A 17,623-nucleotide genomic window follows, 5' to 3' on the forward strand; every position below is an offset into this window, starting at 1 on the left:
GCCCCTCTTTTCAAATGGAGCTTTCCATTAGAAAGAGAGGCCTTCTTGCGTAGAGGCTAATGCATGTTTCGCGTCGTATTAATTATTTTAGCGGAATCTGCTTGGACAGCTTTTCAAACTGCTGCAAGTGAGGAGTGACCTTGGCGGTAATTCCTTTGAAATACTTGATAGACGCTTGTCTTTGACGTTCCTTGGTAGCAGTCTCTTCAGGGAACATAGAGTATTCCTTTTGGACAGAGCCATTTTTATAATTTACGGAGAAGAGATCTCCTTTTTGCCATCTTTGGACCAGATCTTGATTACTGTGCAAGATATTTAGTATTTCTTTGCTATTTTTATAAGTGAAGCTGTAGTCTGGATCTGCCACAGCGTGGATCACTTGGTAGCCACTCTGTAATCCATTGTTCTGAAAGGTACCTACTTGGATCTCGTTCGAACGTACGGTTCCGTCCATTTGGGTCACTTTTTCAGTCTGCGTACCCTGGCCACTCATCGTGTCATTGCTCCATGTGCCGTTGTATACGACTTTATGATTTTGTCCATCTGCATCGGTGTATTGATTTATATATTTTCCGGTACCTGAGCGCTTGCCATTCACAAAATCACCCGAATACTGCTTATATTCGCTCCATTTGATCGTACCACGTCCGTTCGTCTGCCCATTCTCGACCTCTCCATAGTAAGTAGTCTGACCGGATAGCTGAAGCAATTCCTTGGTTGCAGCCGCATTCGCCGCAGGTGTACTTACAGACAGCGCTCCAGATATTAGCGATGCGGACACCATAATAGGCAGAGACAGAGCCTTCCCTTTTTGCCAAAGTTTTTGCATCATGAGTTCTCCCCTTTCGAAGCTGTGAAGTTTCTAAAAAGTTATGTTCAACAACCCAGCACCGTTTTTATACTATTTTGTGCTTGGTGAGTTATAGTTTAATATAGATTGAGAATTATAGGAAACTGTAAAGTGAAAACAGCTAGCTAGGAGGGAGATTCATGAATTTACCTGAACATGGGAGTGAGGATGTATCTAGCATCCTTGCCGTGGAGTTGGAACATGAGCCTGTGAAGGCCATAAAAGGAATCCATCAAGTGGAGCCTGATGCAAATATCTATTGGCTGATTGATGTGGAATTCAGTGGTTTTACGTTGTCAGATGAGGATATTTTGCAATTGCTCAAAGGATATATCGTGTATGGACATGTCCATGATTTACAGATGTGGACTAGTGTGGGGCGAAGATCGGCAGGCGAATGCCATTTTGATAAAATCTGTATTTGTATAGATATATTCGATAATGTAGAGATGCATATTCGTTTAGATGAAGCCAAGGTTGCAGACTTTATGAACACACTGCCAGCGCGTTTTCAGGAGAAGGGCACTGTTCATGTGCTTCCTCGGGAGGATGCTGCCCGTGCACGTGCAAAAGCGGAAAAACTTAAAGCATTTACAGATCAGGAAGGTGAAAGGGAACATGCTGTCATGCTTAGGCTGGTAGCGGATCAAGGCCAATCTTACCGTGGAGCGGATATCTGGGATGTCATGCTGAGTCTCGGAATGGAGTGGGGAGATATGGATATTTTCCATGCACACCATCACGGGCTGGGAGGCTATGATGAACTATTTAGCGTACATACGGGAACCGAGCCTGGATTTTTTGGGTTGAGTACACTCGCAGAGGATCGCTTTGCAGATTTGATTTTCAGTATGGATGGGGTACGAACCGTACAGCCGCAAACTGTGTTTGAGGCGATGTGGAAAAGTGCCGAATATGCACGCGCCAGACTTGGCGGGACATTAGTGAATGAACAGGGTCTGCCAGCTGTGCCGGAAGATTATCTGCGCCAGATTCAAGAGATGGAAGATCGATTAAGAGAGTTTGGATTTAAAGCAGGCGAGGATGTTGTTCTGTTTCTATTCTAGATTAGAGAGGAGTGGTTTCGTTGTCCAGCAACGCTATTGAGAAGCTAAGAACGATTCTAAAACGTAAAGCTACTATTTTTCATACAGGGGGTCGCAGACCTTCGGATTCCCTTGATCAGAGCTGGATTGGTAGAGTTACAGTGGCTTTGCCAACGGAGGAGCAACCCATTGATGTACAGGGGAATGTTATGGCTCCGATCATGCAATTGTATTTGCCTGCCTTGCCTTTTGTTCCTCCGGCTATGCACAGTGTCAAGCTGTTGACGGTCTTTCTGTCTCCCGATGTACTGGATCATGAGGACATGGAAGGATATATGTGTATTCGTGAGTATACGTCGGTAGAGGATTTGGTCGAAAAAGATTTTGGTCCGGCATTTATGCAAATCAAGGCGTTCCCGCTATTCCCTGAGCTCAAAGAGAATGACTATCCGGTCTGGGACGGTGAAGACATTCCTGAGGAATATGGCGATGCCCTCAACCATTTGGACGAGGAGGAACCCGACTATTTTGAGGACATCGTAGAGGAAATATATGCGGTTCACAAAATCGGTGGCTATCCCAGCTTTGTTCAATCGGGCATCGACTTTGGCGAGGGCTATGAATTTGTGTTTCAGATTGCTTCAGATGCCAAAGCCAAATTGAATATTGTCGATGGGGGCAGTTTTTATTTTGCCAAGCATCAGAATGAAGGAGCCTGGCGGGGTTACTTTGATTTTTACTGATTAGCTCACTTAGAGAGCAGTCTGGAACCGATCGTTTTGTAGAGCATGGCAACCCTATATACTCGTAGTTTAGAAGCTATCGAAAATGGAGGGAAAAGATATGAATGTTTTAGGTCAGCTGGGATCTGCTATCCAGAGTAGTTTATTTATACAATCCGAATTGAAGAAAGCCCATGCATTTATTCAGAAGCACGATCTGCCTGTAGAACAGGTAGAAAATGATTTTCACAAACAGATCATCGTGCTGGAGCAATATGCTGGAACTCGCATTTTTCAGCGAGAGCTTGCTAAATACAAAGTAATCAATGTAATGCTTATGATCATATCTGTGATCATATTGCTGGCAGCAGGCATCGTTGCGGCGGTGGAATATTTACAACCCGAACGACATTTGCTGCAAGTGCTGGCGAATGCCATGTTTGACCATTGGGTTCCCTCTATCACTTTGCTCAGTGTTGTATTCGTGGGTGTGATCGTTCTTGCCATCGTTAGAAATGTTTATGCCAAACAATTACATACGCGCGTGCTAGAGCGGGCTTGGCAGGCCATTTTCAATCATGTGTACATATGAGGACAGAGTAACTGTAGGAGATTGGCATAATAGCTGAAGGAGTGGCAGCAATGAATGACTGGGAATCAGGAATCATTCAGGTCGATGGTGAGCGTGCTATCTACTCATCTTTAACAGAAGATCAGTTGTTAGAGACCACTTGGTATTCGAAATATTTTCATTCTGTAAGAAGGCTAGGGAATGACTACATCTGGTATCATTTCGATCAGGTTTCTTTGCTGCGTCGGCATTTTTTTGTGTCTGTATGCTTTAAGGATACAAGCCTAATTGTCGTGGAGATTTCGCTTCAGGGCAATGAATTTCCAACTTCTTGGGATAATTGGTCTGAGGAAGGGGAGAGAAAGCGGCAAGGGGAGCATGATCGTTTGTTACAGCAACATTTGTCCGTGAAGCCAAGCTATCGTCAAACCAAGCCTTACCCCTATATGGAATATGAACTGAGCTGGGGGAAAATCTCTTCTTATTTTGACCCCCGGTCAGGAAATACGGCCATTGCTTTTAAATATAAAGATGAATAGCAATCTTACATAAAATGCACTACAACCCTGAGCTTTGTATTGGAGGTGAAGGGGTTGAGATGAGTAAGGGAGATGTGTTGTGGATAAAAAGGCAAAAAAAATACTGATGAACACATTCTGGTCCTCCAGCGGCTGGAAGCAGGAGCGGGGATCTTTTTCGGGTGAGGATTTTGAATATGCCAAAAGTAAGGGCTTGATGTTCGATCCGATCACCATTACACATAACGAGATTATAAACAGATTACATGAGCTGCATCAGCAAAAGGCTACAAAAGAGCGAGTGGCAGCAGCATTTTTGCACAGCCTTTCCACGAAAAAGGTTCATTTACGAAGCGCCTTATCGAGCTGGGCATTAACCGCTGGGCTTCCTTTGCACACCTATGGTGAGCGGCCTGTCGTCCTGCCCAATTACAGTAGCTGTGGGGATTGTAATTTTAATAAAATGATGTCTGATAATGAATACGTCAATGAAGATTTGAATGTACTGAATTTTGAACGAATCAAATGGGGCGGTATTCGTCTGAACCACCTTCTATATTGCTGGATGGACCTTGAATTGTTCAGTCAAGAAGAGGATGTTCAGGTTTCCGATGAGGATCTAGCTATACTTCATAACATGCTCGAAGCTGTTCAGAACTGTGATGCCCAAAGCAGTGCACGTCAATTGGAAAAGCGCTGGAAGGATGTGTTTCCATCCAGCAAAAACGAGCGTGATGTAGTCATGGAGGTGTGGGGATATGCCGGACTGCTGGTCCCACAGGACACGCCTCGTAAACGACAGCACGGCAATCATGATTTTTATTCCGTAGCAGCTTGGCAAGGAGATGACAGATACTCGCAGGAGGCGTTGGACTATTTCTTCGGTACGTTTTTATAGAGAAAGTGAATCGTTATGCCACATCTTGATCATGACGGTTCCTCAAACAACAAACGTTCTTCTTCCCGACTATGAATAGCATTGACAACCAGAAGCGCGTGGAACTGCTGAAGAACTTCAGGCGTAAGCCCTTCTTCACGGATCCCGGCTTTGAGCTCTTTTACAATGATTCGGAGCAGGTCATGATCCCGTGTAAGTTTGACGACAGCCTCCTGCAGTTCCGGTTTTTTCTCGACCTTTTCCTGATAGAATCCTTCCTCTTCTGCATCAGCATGGCTGAGAATGCGGGTTTCCCAATATTCGATCAAGTGGTCGGCAGCCTGACGCGCCACCTTGAATTCTTTTGCTTCGAGTAATTCTTCTACTTCTCTCGTCTTATCTAGAGCGCCAGTTAGCCCGCCTTGATGAATGGCATGATGAGCATGCAGTTGACGTAAAGAAGGTCCTCCCATAACAGTTCATCCTTTCTTTGTTCCCTTTTTTAGTACAGTATAGCATAAGAAAATAGCGTTATTTTTCCGGTTAGGATATTCCCCGCTAAGGAAAAGGGAACTCCCTAATTGGTTCAATTTCATATAATACTTAGAATGAAGTTAGAAGATAAAACTCAATCTTGGGGGAATGGATGATGAATCGATTAACCGAAATAACAGACATAAAAAAGATTGTGAAAAAAGGATCAAGGGTTTGAAGGGGATGAGCAGATACATACCTAATCAACATGGAGCCTGGGCCATGCTCATTCTTCCATTTTTATTCGGTTTAGCTGCTTCTCGAGGGGAACTTATTCATATTCCCCTATTTGTGTGCTGGTTTTTTATCTACTTATTCAGTTTTCCTGTCCTCCAATGGATCAAAACAGGCAGCAGTGCAAGATACCGCAAACCCGCCGTTGTATACGGAGTGATATTACTTCCTTTGTTAATTTCACTGATATGGTTTGAGCCTGCCTTGATCTGGTATGGAGTTCTTCTATTGCTCTTTTTTATGGCTAATATTTATTTTGCAAAAACGAAAAATGAACGTGCTTTACTCAATGACACTGTTGCAATTCTACTCTTTTGTTCTTTTATATACCCTGTTATTTATATGGGGGGAGGAGAGAATTGGAGAGTAGCAACAGAGCTATTCTTGCTTTTGGTGCTTTACTTTATCGGAACTGCTTTGTATGTCAAAACGATCATTCGTGAAAGAAGAAATATACGTTACCATTATGCTTCCGTCATCTATCATTTGGTGATTTTGTTGTTTGCTACTTGGTTAAAGTTACCTCTGTTTGTTCCTTTTTTGATTTTTTTGATACGAGCCATATGGCTTCCTAAACTCGGATTAAAGGCAAAACAAGTTGGCATGGCGGAAATTGGATTTTCAATGATGCTCTATGTTTTTGTGTTGTTTTTATACTTCTAAAAGGAGAGACATCAATGATATCTTTGAAAACGCCGCGTGATTATCATACAGACCCGTTTATAGTCATCTGGGAGGTTACACGAGCTTGTGCTTTAAAGTGCCTTCACTGTAGAGCGGAAGCACAGTACAAACCTGATCCTCGCCAGCTGACATTAGAAGAGGGTAAGAAGCTGATAGATCAAATTGCTGAAATGAATCATCCGTTGGTTGTATTCACAGGCGGAGATCCTTTAATGCGTCCTGATCTGTTTGAACTGGCACGATATGCAATTGAAGAGAAAAATCTGTCGGTTTCAATGACCCCCAGTGCCACCCCTAAAGTGACACGAGCAGCGGTAGAGAAAGCAAAGCAAGTTGGGTTATCGCGATGGGCGTTTAGTCTGGACGGTTCATGTGCAGACATTCACGATCATTTTAGGGGTACAGCGGGTTCTTACGATACGACCATGCGAGGAATTGGTTATTTGAAGGAACTGAACATCCCTATTCAAGTGAACACGACGGTGTCCCGGTACAACCTTCATGATCTGGAGCAAATTGCAGAAAGGGTAAAGGAAATGCAGGCTGTGTTATGGAGTTTATTTTTCCTTGTTCCAACCGGACGTGGCATGGAGAAAGATATGATTACTCCTGATGAGCATGAAGCCGTAATGAAATGGCTGTATCAAATACAGCAACAGATGCCGTACGGCGTGAAGGCTACAGAAGCTCCTCACTACCGGAGGGTCGTACTGCAGCAAAAGCACAGAGCAGGTGAGAGCAGTGTAGCAGACGGACAAAAGAGGGCAGATGTTTTAGGACGTGCTCCTAAAGGCGTAAATGATGGAGATGGATTTGTTTTTATTAGTCATATCGGCGAAGTATACCCGAGCGGTTTCCTGCCTCTTATGTGCGGGAATGTACGAAAGGATAGCCTGGCAGATATTTATCGCAACTCTCCGATCATGATGAATCTTAGAGATAAGTCCCTACTTAAAGGTAAATGTGGAGTCTGTGAATTCAAGGCCGTCTGTGGGGGCTCTAGAGCAAGGGCTTTTGCAATAACAGGAGACTATTTGGAGAGTGACCCTTATTGCGCTTATATACCCGGGGTTGGAGAGGATAAGTGTTTTCATGAAAAAAAGTTCTAAAAAAGTCGTTATACTCGGTGGAGGAATAAGCGGTTTAAGTGCTGCCTTTTATGTGAAAAAGCTGGCTGAGGATCGGCAGCTTGAAGTGGAGATTACACTGGTGGAGAAAAGTGAACGTCTGGGAGGAAAGCTACAAACCGTTCGCCAAAACGATTTTATGATCGAAAAAGGACCAGATGCTTTCTTGGCCAGAAAGACGGCAATATTGGATCTGACCATGGAGTTGGGGCTGGAAGCAGAGCTGGTATCGACAAACCCAAAAGCCAAATCTGCTTGCATTTTGCATAAGGGCAAACTTCATACGATGCCGATGGGCTTCATTCTGGGCATTCCAACAAAGCTCACCCCCTTCATTCGGACAGGGCTTATTTCTCCGCTGGGAAAAGCACGGGCAGCCTTGGATTTATTCATTCCAGCGAAGAAAGGTGATGAGGACGAATCTCTAGGGGATTTTATCAAACGGCGTCTCGGCAAAGAAGTTCTGGATCAGATTACAGAACCTCTGCTGTCTGGAATTTACGCTGGGGATACTCATTCTCTGAGCCTTATGTCAACTTTCCCTCAATTTAAACTAATGGAACAAAAGCATGGAAGTTTGATTAAGGGTATGTCTAAAGGGGCGGGAAGAAAGCCAGCAGTACAAGACAAACTGCCGGATATCGCTAAGAAAAGTATGTTTCTTTCTTATCGGCTAGGATTATCTACGATCGTGGAGCGGCTAAAGGAAAGGCTGGATACCGTACGTTTTGTTATGGGGCAAGGTGTAGTTGAAGTAAGGAAAGAAAGCGGTTATCAGGTCATTTTAGAACATGGACAAAAAATAGATGCGGATGCGGTGATTTGTGCTGTTCCAGCTTTTGAAGCGGCTGCATTATTTTCCGGCGTTGCAAGCGCTAGCTGGTTACACAAGATTCACTATGTTTCCGTAGCCAATATTGCCCTTGCTTATAAAAACACAGATCTTAATTTTGCTTTTGAGGGAACGGGATTTCTAGTCCCCCGCAAAGAAGGCAAAAAGATTACCGCATGTACTTGGTCTTCGACGAAGTGGAGCCATACGGCTCCTGAAGGATATACGCTTTTACGGACCTATATCGGACATGCAGGTGCACAGGAGTGGGTTCAAATGACAGACAATCAACTTGTGGATGCCGCGCGCAAGGATTTGAAAGATTTAATGGGCCTGGAAGCGGAACCGGAATTCACAGAAGTCAGTAGGTGTGATCGATCGATGCCGCAATATCCGATTGGACACAAAGAGCATATGGCGAAGATGAGACAGGACTTTGCACAGTATTTACCGGGTGTTTTTCTATGCGGTGCCGGCTATGGGGGCGTTGGAATTCCAGATTGCATCGCTCAAGGGAAAGAAGCGGCTGAACAGTTGCTTTCTGATTTTTTATAATCAGGCTCTTTCCACTAGTGAAAGAGGGAACCCCCTGATTGGTTCAGCTTTAAGGGAGACGTAGAATGAAAGTTAAGCATAAAATCGAAGTAAGATGGAGGAATGGAAGATGAGCCAGTTAACGGAAGAAACATGGGTGGCGGACATTGTGAAAGCAGTACCCAAAACGGGAGATCTGTTCCGCAAACTGAGGATTGATTTCTGCTGTGGAGGGAAAATATCGCTCCGTGAAGCAGCAGCCAATCGAGGCCTCCACGCTGGTGAACTGCTAACGCAGATACATGAAGTGGAAGAAAAGCAGGCACAGCATAAGCAAATGCAACCTCCTTCACTCGAACCAAAAGAACTAATCGCCTATATTCAAAATGAGTATCATACGAAGCTTCGGGAAGAACTATCGGCGTTAACGCCGTATGTAACCAAACTAACGCGGGTTCACGGCGAACGTTATCCGCATCTAAAGCGGGTTAATGAACTGTTCACCTTGCTTAAACAGGAATTATCGGAACATATTCAAAATGAGGAGAACCTTGTGTTTCCGATGATTGAAGCATTTTTACAAGAATCAACAGTGGAACGAGCAGATGCATTAAATCCAACTTTATCCAAGTTGCAAGACGAACATCAAACAGTGGTGGAATTCCTGAAGGAAATGCGTTTGATCACAAACGGCTTTGAGCCAATGCAGGAAGCTTGTGGTACGCACCGACTCGTATTGAAGCGGTTAGAAGACCTGGAAGCAGATATTTTTAATCATATTCTTCTTGAAAATTGTACACTAATCGAACGTACAAGACAGGCACAGCTAATCGCGAAACCCATTAATTGATGATGAACGAACATGAGGAGCCGAACCAAATGCATAAATTAATTAAAAGTAGCACTGTTTTCGTTATGGTTATTTCCATTATTTTATTATTTTCAGGATGCGGTACGAAACAACAACTAGATTCAAATGTTGGCAGCGCGGGTCAGAACGGATCTTCCAGCCAGACATCTTCGAAAACGGCTGAAACTATTGAGCTTACCATATCCGCAGCAGCAAGTTTAACGGATGCGCTCAAAGAAATTCAGCATTCATACGAATCAACCCATACAGGCATCAAATTGAATTTTAACTTCGGCGGCTCTGGTGCGTTGGAAAAACAAATTGAGCAAGGAGCGCCGTCGGATTTGTTTCTGTCCGCTTCGACCAAAAACATGAAGTCCCTTGTTGATCAGCAGTTAATAGATACAAAAAAACAAAAAACGTGGCTGACGAACGAATTGGTCGCGGTTATCCCTGCAGACGGGACGATGAACATCGCGAGTGTAACCGATTTAACAAAAAAAGAAGTGAAGAAAGTTGCGATCGGAATTCCTGAAAGTGTCCCTGCGGGCAACTACGCACAGGAAGCGCTGATGAAAGCGAAGCTTTGGGACACGTTACAGAGCAAGCTGGTTCAAGCAAAAGACGTTAGACAAGTGCTGCAATATGTGGAAACGGGGAATGCTGATGTCGGATTTGTATATAAAACAGATGCGTTGACTTCACAGAAGGCAAAAATCGCCTTTGAGGTGGATCCCAAAACCTATTTACCTGTTGAGTATCCAATCGGGATTGTCAAAGCTTCAAAGCACATTCAAGAAGCCGAAGACTTTTATGCATACCTACAATCGCAAGAATCTCTGAATATTATGGCTAAGTATGGATTTACCATACCGAAGTGAGCATGCAAGATATAGATTGGAATGAATATTGGCCTCCTATCCGATTATCGTTGCAGGTTGCACTGTTATCCAGCGTTCTGGTAATCATATTAGGCTTGCTTGTGGCATGGTCAATGTCGCGGTTGGGATTATTTAAAGGGAAAACGGTTGTTGAAACCGTGCTTATGCTGCCTTTGGTACTCCCACCGACGGTTGTTGGTTTTTTACTGCTCATATTACTTGGACGAAAAAGCGGGTTCGGACGGTTTGTGGAGCAATGGTTTGGCGAGCCTATTATATTCTCGTGGTGGGCTGGGGTTATAGCAGCGGTGGTAGTGGCTTTTCCTCTTGTCTATCGGACGCTGAGAATGGGACTGTCTTCTGTCGACCGGGACTTGGAAAACGCGGGACGTTCGATGGGTGCAAGTGAATGGCAGGTTTTTCGATACATCACCTTCCCTTTAATTTTCCCTTCTTTTAAGGCTGCCTTTATACTCGGTTTTGCCCGCGGCCTGGGCGAATTTGGTGCTACGCTGATGATTGCCGGAAATATTCCGGGTAAAACACAAACGATTCCGACGGCCATTTATATTGCGGTGGATGCTGGTCATCTTCCTATGGCCTGGGCGTGGACATGCTCTATCATACTCATTTCTTTTATCATGCTCCTGTTAACGGGTCAAAAGAACAATTAATTACTCCATACAAGCTTCCCTTTAGCAGGGGGAGGCTTTTTTGTATCTTTCCATAGAACGAGGGATTTCCTGTAGCGCTATAGGACATTCCCTAATGGGAACAGAGATGAATGAATTACATAATGAGAGTAAGCGAATGAGTCTTACCTTGGAACTTGCGTTGGGATGATTCTTTCTAAAAAGGAGTGTTGGTCATCGATGAAAAAAAAATACAACCTCAACTTTTTTAAACCGATCGAAAGCTATTCGGGAAATTGGTCAATCCTTGAGGAAAAAAATAGAGAATGGGAAAACGTGTACCGTCAGCGTTGGTCTCACGACAAAGTGGTTCGGACGACTCACGGAGTGAACTGTACCGGTTCCTGTAGTTGGAAGGTTTTTGTAAAAAACGGCATCATTACCTGGGAAAATCAACAGATCGATTATCCCTCCTGCGGTGTAGATATGCCAGAATTTGAACCGCGCGGATGCCCGCGTGGGGCTACATTTTCCTGGTATGAATACAGTCCATTACGCGTGAAATATCCTTATATGCGCGGCAAGCTGTTGCGGCTTTGGCAGGCAGCCATCCAGGAACATGCCAATCCGGTGGAAGCATGGGCAAGCATTGTGGAAGATCCGGAGAAAGCCAAGCTCTACAAAGCAGCTCGCGGAAAAGGTGGTCATGTCCGTGTCGCTTGGGACGATGTCCTACGCCTGATCTCGGCGCAACTCATCTATACCATTCGTAAGTATGGTCCCGACCGGATCGCGGGCTTTACGCCAATTCCGGCGATGTCAATGATAAGCTACGCTTCAGGAGCCCGATTCATTTCGCTTCTCGGTGGACAGATGTTGAGTTTTTATGACTGGTATGCCGACCTTCCGCCTTCATCTCCTCAAATTTGGGGTGAACAGACGGATGTACCGGAATCTTCTGATTGGTACAATGCGGGTTACCTGATTATGTGGGGATCGAACGTACCGCTTACCCGGACGCCAGACGCTCATTTTATGACGGAAGTACGATATAAGGGAACAAAAGTCGTATCCGTGGCTCCCGACTTGGCGGAGAATGTGAAGTTCGCTGACAACTGGCTTGCACCACATCCGGGTACAGATGCTGCCATAGCCCAGGCTATGACGCATGTTATTTTGGATGAGTTTTACAGAGAGCGCCAAGAACCGATGTTCATTAACTATGCCAAACAATATACAGATATGCCGTTTATGATTCTGCTTGATCCGCACGAGGGAGCTTGGAAAGGTGGACGTTTTCTACGGGCGAGTGACCTGGGGGATGTTTCGCCGCATGCGGACTGGAAGCCGGTCATATATGACGAAGCGGCGGGGGAAATGCTGGTCCCGAACGGTACGATGGGACAGCGCTGGGAGCAGGATAAGAAATGGAACCTGATTCTGGAACGGGAAGACGGAACAAAGGTTGAGCCCGCGCTCACTGTGGAAGGTCATGGCGAGCAATGGGAAGAAGTCGTATTCCCTTACTTTGATAACGCCGGTAATGGAACGTTCAAACGTGTAATTCCAGCCAAAAAAGTACGCTTGGCAGATGGCTCGGAACGTTACGTAGCAACCGTGTACGATTTGATGATGAGCCAGTACGGTGTCGCACGCAATGACAGCCCTCATAACGCCAAAAATTATTACGACGAAGCTTCGCATTATACCCCTGCCTGGCAGGAGAAGATCACAGGTGTGAAGGCGTCTGTTGTGGTACAGATTGCTCGGGAATTTGCTCAAAATGCTATCGATACTAAAGGGCGCTCCATGATTATTATGGGTGCGGGTATCAATCACTGGTTCAATAGTGACACGATCTATCGGTCCATCTTGAATCTTGTCGTGTTGACTGCTTCCCAAGGTGTAAACGGTGGAGGCTGGGCGCATTATGTGGGTCAAGAAAAGCTTCGCCCAATCGAAGGCTGGTCAACGATTGCCTTTGCAAAAGACTGGCAAGGGGCGGCTCGACAGCAAAATGCTACATCGTTTTTCTACTTTGCAACAGAGCAGTGGCGTTACGAAGAAAGTGGAACAGACACCTTGAAGTCACCGATTGGCGGAGATGTCAGTTACAGACATCCAGCAGACTACAACGTGCTCGCAGCGCGTCTGGGATGGCTGCCTTCTTATCCACAGTTTAATAAAAACAGTCTACTGTTCGCCGAAGAGGCTGCGCAATTAGGCAAGAAGTCCAACGAGGACATCATTAATCATTCTGTGGAAGAGATTAAATCACGTAAGACACGCTTCGCTGTAGAAGATCCTGGGGCAGCCGAGAACTTCCCGCGCTCACTCTTTGTTTGGCGGTCAAATCTGATTTCCAGTTCGGCGAAGGGACAAGAGTATTTTATGAAACATTTACTCGGAGCATCTGATGCCCTGCTTGCCCGGCCGAACGAAGAACAGAAACCTGAGGAAATCGTCTGGAGAGAAGATGTAGAAGGAAAGCTTGATTTGATGGTTGCACTTGATTTCCGGATGACAACAACTCCATTGTACGCGGACATCGTGCTTCCGGCGGCAACCTGGTACGAAAAAACAGACTTGTCGTCAACAGACATGCATCCTTTCGTGCATCCATTTAATCCGGCTGTTAACCCTCTGTGGGAATCCCGCGCGGACTGGGATATTTACCGCCAGCTTTCCGAAGTCTTTTCGGATATGGCAAAAGAGTATCTACCAGGAATATATAAAGACCTTGTGACCGCGCCGCTCGCACACGATAGTATAGGCGAAATTTCACAGCCGATGGGTCTTGTAAAGGATTGGACGAAGGGCGAGATTGAAGCGACTCCGGGTAAAACCATGCCGAATTTCAGCATCATCGAACGCGATTATACTAAAATTCACGATAAATTTATCTCACTCGGTCCTAATTTGACTACTGGGAAAGCAGGTGCGCATGGCGTCAGCTTCTCCGTAGCGGACGAATATGAGGAAATGAAAAAGTTGAACGGAGTTTATTACGATGAGTCCATTAAAGATGGGCTGCCCAAAATCCAGACAGCTCGCCAAGTGGCCAATGCAATTCTTCACCTTTCATCCGCGACTAATGGACGGGTGTCGCAAAAGGCTTATGAGCAGGCAGAAGAGCTTCACGGTGTGGAACTCAAAGACATCTCGGCCGATCGGGCAGCGGAAAGGATCACTTTCCAAAGTATCACGGCACAGCCGCGTGAAGTTATACCGACACCGGTTTTCACTGGATCGAACAAGAAGGGACGCCGCTATTCACCATTTACAACGAATATTGAACGTCTCGTTCCGTTTCGTACTTTGACGGGAAGACAGCATTTCTATATTGATCATGAGATTTTCCAACAATTTGGGGAATCATTGCCGATCTACAAACCGACGCTGCCGCCGATGGTGTTCGGCCCTCGCGACCGGGAAATAAAAGGCGGGCAAGATTCACTTGTGCTTCGTTATCTGACACCGCACGGTAAATGGAATATTCACTCCACCTATCAGGACAACCAGCACATGCTGACACTGTTTCGCGGAGGTCCTACGGTGTGGATCAACAACGAAGACGCAGAGGCACACGATCTGGCCGACAATGATTGGGTAGAGGTATACAACCGTAACGGCGTCGTAACCGCCCGGACTGTTGTCAGCCACCGGATGCCAAGAGGAACGATGTTCATGTACCATGCTCAGGATAAGCACATTCAAGTGCCAGGCTCCGAAATCACGGACACACGCGGCGGTAGTCATAACGCACCAACAAGAATTCATCTCAAACCAACCCAGATGGTCGGTGGATATGCTCAGCTTAGTTATGGATTCAACTATTATGGTCCGATCGGCAACCAGCGTGATGTGTACGTTGCGGTACGTAAAATGAAGGAGGTTAACTGGCTTGAAGATTAAAGCTCAAATTGCCATGGTCATGAACCTGGATAAATGTATTGGCTGTCATACGTGCAGCGTGACATGTAAAACAACCTGGACGAACCGCAAAGGTGCGGAATATATGTGGTTTAACAATGTGGAAACCAAACCAGGTATCGGTTATCCGAAGCGCTGGGAAGATCAGGAATTATATAAAGGGGGCTGGCAGCTCCGCAAAGGGAAACTGGAACTGAAGTCAGGCAACAAGCTGTCCAAGATAGCACTGGGTAAGATTTTTTACAATCCAGACATGCCGGAAATGAAAGACTATTATGAGCCCTGGACTTATAATTACGAGCAACTGACCAACGCTGGCGAACAGAAGCATTCACCTGTGGCACGCGCGCATTCTGCGGTAACAGGTGAAAAAATGGATTTGGAGTGGGGCCCAAACTGGGAAGATGACCTGGCGGGTGCGCATGTAACCGGTCCGCTTGATCCAAATATTCAGAAAATCGAAGAAGAGATTAAATTTAACTTTGAGAAGTCGTTCATGGTATATCTACCACGGCTTTGCGAACATTGCCTAAATCCAAGCTGTGTCGCGTCCTGTCCTTCGGGCGCCATGTACAAACGGGACGAGGACGGAATCGTGCTCGTCGATCAGGAAGCCTGCCGCGGCTGGCGGTATTGCATGACGGGCTGTCCATACAAAAAAGTGTACTTTAACTGGCAGACGAACAAAGCGGAAAAATGTACCTTCTGTTTCCCACGTGTGGAAGCTGGCCTGCCGACAGTCTGCTCCGAGACATGTACAGGACGAATTCGCTACCTCGGCGTTATGCTGTATGACGCGGATCGGGTGCTTGAGGCCGCTTCTACACAGGATGAGAAAGAACTTTACAAAGCGCAGTGCGACCTGTTCATGGATCCAAGTGATCCGGCAGTGATTGCTCAAGCGAGAAAAGACGGTATCTCGGAGGACTGGATTGAAGCAGCCCAGAACTCGCCAGTCTACAAGCTTGCCATTGAGCACAAGCTGGCATTCCCGCTTCATCCGGAATACCGCACATTACCTATGGTCTGGTATGTGCCACCACTTAGTCCGATCATGAATTACTTTGAAGGGAAAGACTCGATTGAGAATCCCGATATGATCTTTCCGGCTATCGAAGAGATGCGCACCCCCATTCAGTACCTTGCCAATATGCTGACGGCGGGCGACACGCAAACCGTGAAGGAATCCTTGCAGCGAATGGCTATGATGCGCTCCTATATGCGTGCCCAGTCCACAGGACAATCTTTCGATGAAAGCCGTCTTGAGCGCATCGGCATGACACCGCGGCAGACCGAGCAGATGTATCGACTTCTGGCGATTGCCAAGTATGAGGATCGTTTCGTCATTCCGACATCGCATAAAGAAGGATACTCGAACCCGTACCGAGCTCAAGGATCTGCTGGTTACGGCGATACCATGGGAAACATGGGTTCTGGCTCTGGATGTGATGGCTGTAGTCTGGCAAGTTCAATGGGGATGGAAGAGCCCTTGAAAACGGGCAAAGAAATGTATGAAGAAAACTTCTACGGGGGTATTTGGCGTGATTAATGTAGCGAAGCTGTATGAATGCAAGCCATCATTCGGGTTTTTCGCCCAGCAACTCATGTACCCAGAAAAGCTGGATTTTCATCCGGCTTTTCTGGAAACATCGTTTGATCCAAACCATCCGGCATATACGTATGCGAACACCTACTGGTCCCTTATGCAAGAGTTCAGTATGGAAGAGATTCAGGAAATGTATACGGAAACCTTTGATTTCCAAAAAAATTGTGCACTATATATGACTTACTTTAAATTCGAAGATGCAAAAGAACGGGGACAAATGTTGGTCAAGTTAAAGGTGCTATACGAGATGTATGGTCTTGAAATGCCAGATGGAGAGCTGCCAGATTACCTGCCGCTCATGTGTGAATTTCTGTATGCCGCCGAATGGTCGCAAGATCCGAAGACGACAGAAAACTTCCGCATGCCAATCGCGATCTTGGAAGACGGCACATATCATTTGCTTAAAGCGTTGGAAAAAATGAAAAGCCCGTATTTTCATTTGGTGAAGGGACTGCGTGAAACGCTTAAAGTTTGCGTAGAACAGGAGGCAGCCGCGCAATGATGATGCTAGAGCAGTTTTTATGGGTTATTTTCCCTTATATGTGCGTGGTGGTCTTTATTGTAGGGCATATTTTCCGCTATAGAAACGACCAGTTCAATTGGACAGCAAAATCAAGTGAGTTTATTGAAAAAAAACAATTGATGATCGGAAGTCTCTTATTCCACCTGGGTATTATCCCAGTTATTATGGGTCATGTATCCGGTTTGGGCATACCAAAAACCTGGATGCATGCACTGGGTGTAAACGATCATCTGTATCATATTGGAGCAGTTTATGTTGGTGGAATATTTGGAGCGATGACATTCCTCGGTATGTTGATTCTTACCTCTCGTCGTTTTACAATGCGCAATGTGCGCCGTTTAAGTACAGCGTCTGATTTGATTGTAAACGTATTGCTTTTGGCCATTGTATGCATGGGGATGTTCGCGACTCTCGTAACGAATGCGGTACAGCCGGAATTCGATTATCGGGAGACGATCTCGATCTGGTTCCGCGGTTTATTCATATTCCGTGTTGACCCGACTCTGATGAGAGACGTACCGATGTCTTTCAGGCTTCATATACTTATGGGCTTTGCGATTTTTGCATTCTGGCCGTTTACCCGGCTTGTACATGTGTGGAGTGTTCCGTTGAATTATGTGCGCAGAAGTTATATCCTTTACAGAAGACATAAATCGAATTAGGAAAGCG

17 protein-coding genes are annotated in these 17,623 nt (G+C 45.7%); 15 read left to right on the plus strand and 2 right to left on the minus strand.

Annotation, left to right across the window (positions count from 1 at the left end; all coding sequences use genetic code 11):
* Positions 1-82: 82 nt before the first annotated feature.
* Positions 83-829 carry a hypothetical protein gene (locus MKX59_RS08475; RefSeq protein ID WP_076264752.1) on the minus strand — a complete coding sequence of 249 codons (747 nt, stop codon included), beginning with the start codon at positions 827-829 and terminating at the stop codon, positions 83-85.
* 161 nt (positions 830-990) lie between these two features.
* On the opposite strand from MKX59_RS08475, the gene MKX59_RS08480 reads away from it, so the two are divergent.
* The 5 genes from MKX59_RS08480 to MKX59_RS08500 all read left to right on the plus strand — a co-directional run bounded on the left by MKX59_RS08480 (position 991) and on the right by MKX59_RS08500 (position 4,605).
* Positions 991-1,917, plus strand: coding sequence for a cell division protein ZipA C-terminal FtsZ-binding domain-containing protein (locus MKX59_RS08480; RefSeq protein ID WP_340858186.1), 927 nt, complete (start codon positions 991-993; stop codon positions 1,915-1,917).
* Positions 1,918-1,937: 20 nt separating this feature from the next.
* On the plus strand, positions 1,938-2,639 hold the full coding sequence (locus tag MKX59_RS08485; RefSeq protein WP_076264751.1) for a DUF1963 domain-containing protein: 702 nt from the start codon (positions 1,938-1,940) through the stop codon (positions 2,637-2,639).
* 100 nt (positions 2,640-2,739) lie between these two features.
* Complete coding sequence (locus MKX59_RS08490; RefSeq protein WP_076264750.1) at positions 2,740-3,210, plus strand: DUF6097 family protein; 471 nt, start codon at positions 2,740-2,742, stop codon at positions 3,208-3,210.
* Between the two features lie 50 nt (positions 3,211-3,260).
* Entirely contained in the window at positions 3,261-3,728 is a 468-nt protein-coding gene (locus MKX59_RS08495; RefSeq protein WP_023989714.1) for a hypothetical protein, read from the plus strand.
* Between the two features lie 79 nt (positions 3,729-3,807).
* A complete protein-coding gene (locus tag MKX59_RS08500) occupies positions 3,808-4,605 on the plus strand; it encodes a hypothetical protein (RefSeq protein ID WP_023989713.1) in 798 nt (265 codons plus the stop codon).
* Between the two features lie 29 nt (positions 4,606-4,634).
* Here the strand turns inward: MKX59_RS08500 and MKX59_RS08505 are convergent, their stop codons facing one another.
* The gene (locus MKX59_RS08505) at positions 4,635-5,057 is read right to left on the minus strand and encodes a hypothetical protein (RefSeq protein WP_023989712.1); all 423 of its coding nucleotides are present in this window, start codon (positions 5,055-5,057) and stop codon (positions 4,635-4,637) included.
* Between the two features lie 169 nt (positions 5,058-5,226).
* On the opposite strand from MKX59_RS08505, the gene MKX59_RS08510 reads away from it, so the two are divergent.
* From MKX59_RS08510 to narI, 10 genes are all read left to right on the plus strand, one after another.
* Entirely contained in the window at positions 5,227-6,015 is a 789-nt protein-coding gene (locus tag MKX59_RS08510; RefSeq protein ID WP_340858192.1) for a YwiC-like family protein, read from the plus strand.
* 14 nt (positions 6,016-6,029) lie between these two features.
* Positions 6,030-7,145 (plus strand): TIGR04053 family radical SAM/SPASM domain-containing protein, encoded by a 1,116-nt coding sequence (locus tag MKX59_RS08515; protein ID WP_076264748.1) that lies wholly within the window; start codon positions 6,030-6,032, stop codon positions 7,143-7,145.
* A complete protein-coding gene (gene hemG / locus MKX59_RS08520; RefSeq protein ID WP_076264747.1) occupies positions 7,129-8,550 on the plus strand; it encodes a protoporphyrinogen oxidase in 1,422 nt (473 codons plus the stop codon). The genes MKX59_RS08515 and hemG overlap by 17 nt, the downstream gene beginning before the upstream one ends.
* 109 nt (positions 8,551-8,659) lie before the next feature.
* Positions 8,660-9,379, plus strand: coding sequence for an iron-sulfur cluster repair di-iron protein (gene ric, locus MKX59_RS08525; RefSeq protein ID WP_076264746.1), 720 nt, complete (start codon positions 8,660-8,662; stop codon positions 9,377-9,379).
* Between the two features lie 29 nt (positions 9,380-9,408).
* Positions 9,409-10,260: a molybdate ABC transporter substrate-binding protein gene (gene modA, locus MKX59_RS08530; protein ID WP_076264745.1), complete on the plus strand. Its 852-nt coding sequence runs from the start codon at positions 9,409-9,411 to the stop codon at positions 10,258-10,260.
* Entirely contained in the window at positions 10,257-10,934 is a 678-nt protein-coding gene (modB, locus tag MKX59_RS08535) for a molybdate ABC transporter permease subunit (RefSeq protein ID WP_028542273.1), read from the plus strand. Before modA ends, modB begins: the two co-directional genes overlap by 4 nt.
* 198 nt (positions 10,935-11,132) lie before the next feature.
* The gene (locus MKX59_RS08540) at positions 11,133-14,807 is read left to right on the plus strand and encodes a nitrate reductase subunit alpha (protein WP_069081152.1); all 3,675 of its coding nucleotides are present in this window, start codon (positions 11,133-11,135) and stop codon (positions 14,805-14,807) included.
* Positions 14,797-16,374: a nitrate reductase subunit beta gene (narH, locus tag MKX59_RS08545; RefSeq protein ID WP_023989704.1), complete on the plus strand. Its 1,578-nt coding sequence runs from the start codon at positions 14,797-14,799 to the stop codon at positions 16,372-16,374. The genes MKX59_RS08540 and narH overlap by 11 nt, the downstream gene beginning before the upstream one ends.
* Complete coding sequence (gene narJ, locus MKX59_RS08550; RefSeq protein WP_023989703.1) at positions 16,367-16,933, plus strand: nitrate reductase molybdenum cofactor assembly chaperone; 567 nt, start codon at positions 16,367-16,369, stop codon at positions 16,931-16,933. Before narH ends, narJ begins: the two co-directional genes overlap by 8 nt.
* On the plus strand, positions 16,933-17,616 hold the full coding sequence (gene narI / locus MKX59_RS08555; RefSeq protein WP_028542277.1) for a respiratory nitrate reductase subunit gamma: 684 nt from the start codon (positions 16,933-16,935) through the stop codon (positions 17,614-17,616). Before narJ ends, narI begins: the two co-directional genes overlap by 1 nt.
* Positions 17,617-17,623 lie beyond the last annotated feature (7 nt).

Source organism: Paenibacillus sp. FSL R7-0340 (assembly GCF_038002205.1).
In the GTDB taxonomy this organism is placed as follows: domain Bacteria; phylum Bacillota; class Bacilli; order Paenibacillales; family Paenibacillaceae; genus Paenibacillus; species Paenibacillus polymyxa_B.

Coding starts and splice junctions, on each gene's coding strand:
- MKX59_RS08475 (WP_076264752.1), bottom strand. CDS start 829: ATGCAAAAACTTTGGCAAAAAGGGAAGGCTCTGTCTCTGCCTATTATG.
- MKX59_RS08480 (WP_340858186.1), top strand. CDS start 991: ATGAATTTACCTGAACATGGGAGTGAGGATGTATCTAGCATCCTTGCC.
- MKX59_RS08490 (WP_076264750.1), top strand. CDS start 2,740: ATGAATGTTTTAGGTCAGCTGGGATCTGCTATCCAGAGTAGTTTATTT.
- MKX59_RS08495 (WP_023989714.1), top strand. CDS start 3,261: ATGAATGACTGGGAATCAGGAATCATTCAGGTCGATGGTGAGCGTGCT.
- MKX59_RS08505 (WP_023989712.1), bottom strand. CDS start 5,057: ATGGGAGGACCTTCTTTACGTCAACTGCATGCTCATCATGCCATTCAT.
- MKX59_RS08510 (WP_340858192.1), top strand. CDS start 5,227: ATGGATGATGAATCGATTAACCGAAATAACAGACATAAAAAAGATTGT.
- MKX59_RS08515 (WP_076264748.1), top strand. CDS start 6,030: ATGATATCTTTGAAAACGCCGCGTGATTATCATACAGACCCGTTTATA.
- hemG (WP_076264747.1), top strand. CDS start 7,129: ATGAAAAAAAGTTCTAAAAAAGTCGTTATACTCGGTGGAGGAATAAGC.
- ric (WP_076264746.1), top strand. CDS start 8,660: ATGAGCCAGTTAACGGAAGAAACATGGGTGGCGGACATTGTGAAAGCA.
- modA (WP_076264745.1), top strand. CDS start 9,409: ATGCATAAATTAATTAAAAGTAGCACTGTTTTCGTTATGGTTATTTCC.
- MKX59_RS08540 (WP_069081152.1), top strand. CDS start 11,133: ATGAAAAAAAAATACAACCTCAACTTTTTTAAACCGATCGAAAGCTAT.
- narI (WP_028542277.1), top strand. CDS start 16,933: ATGATGCTAGAGCAGTTTTTATGGGTTATTTTCCCTTATATGTGCGTG.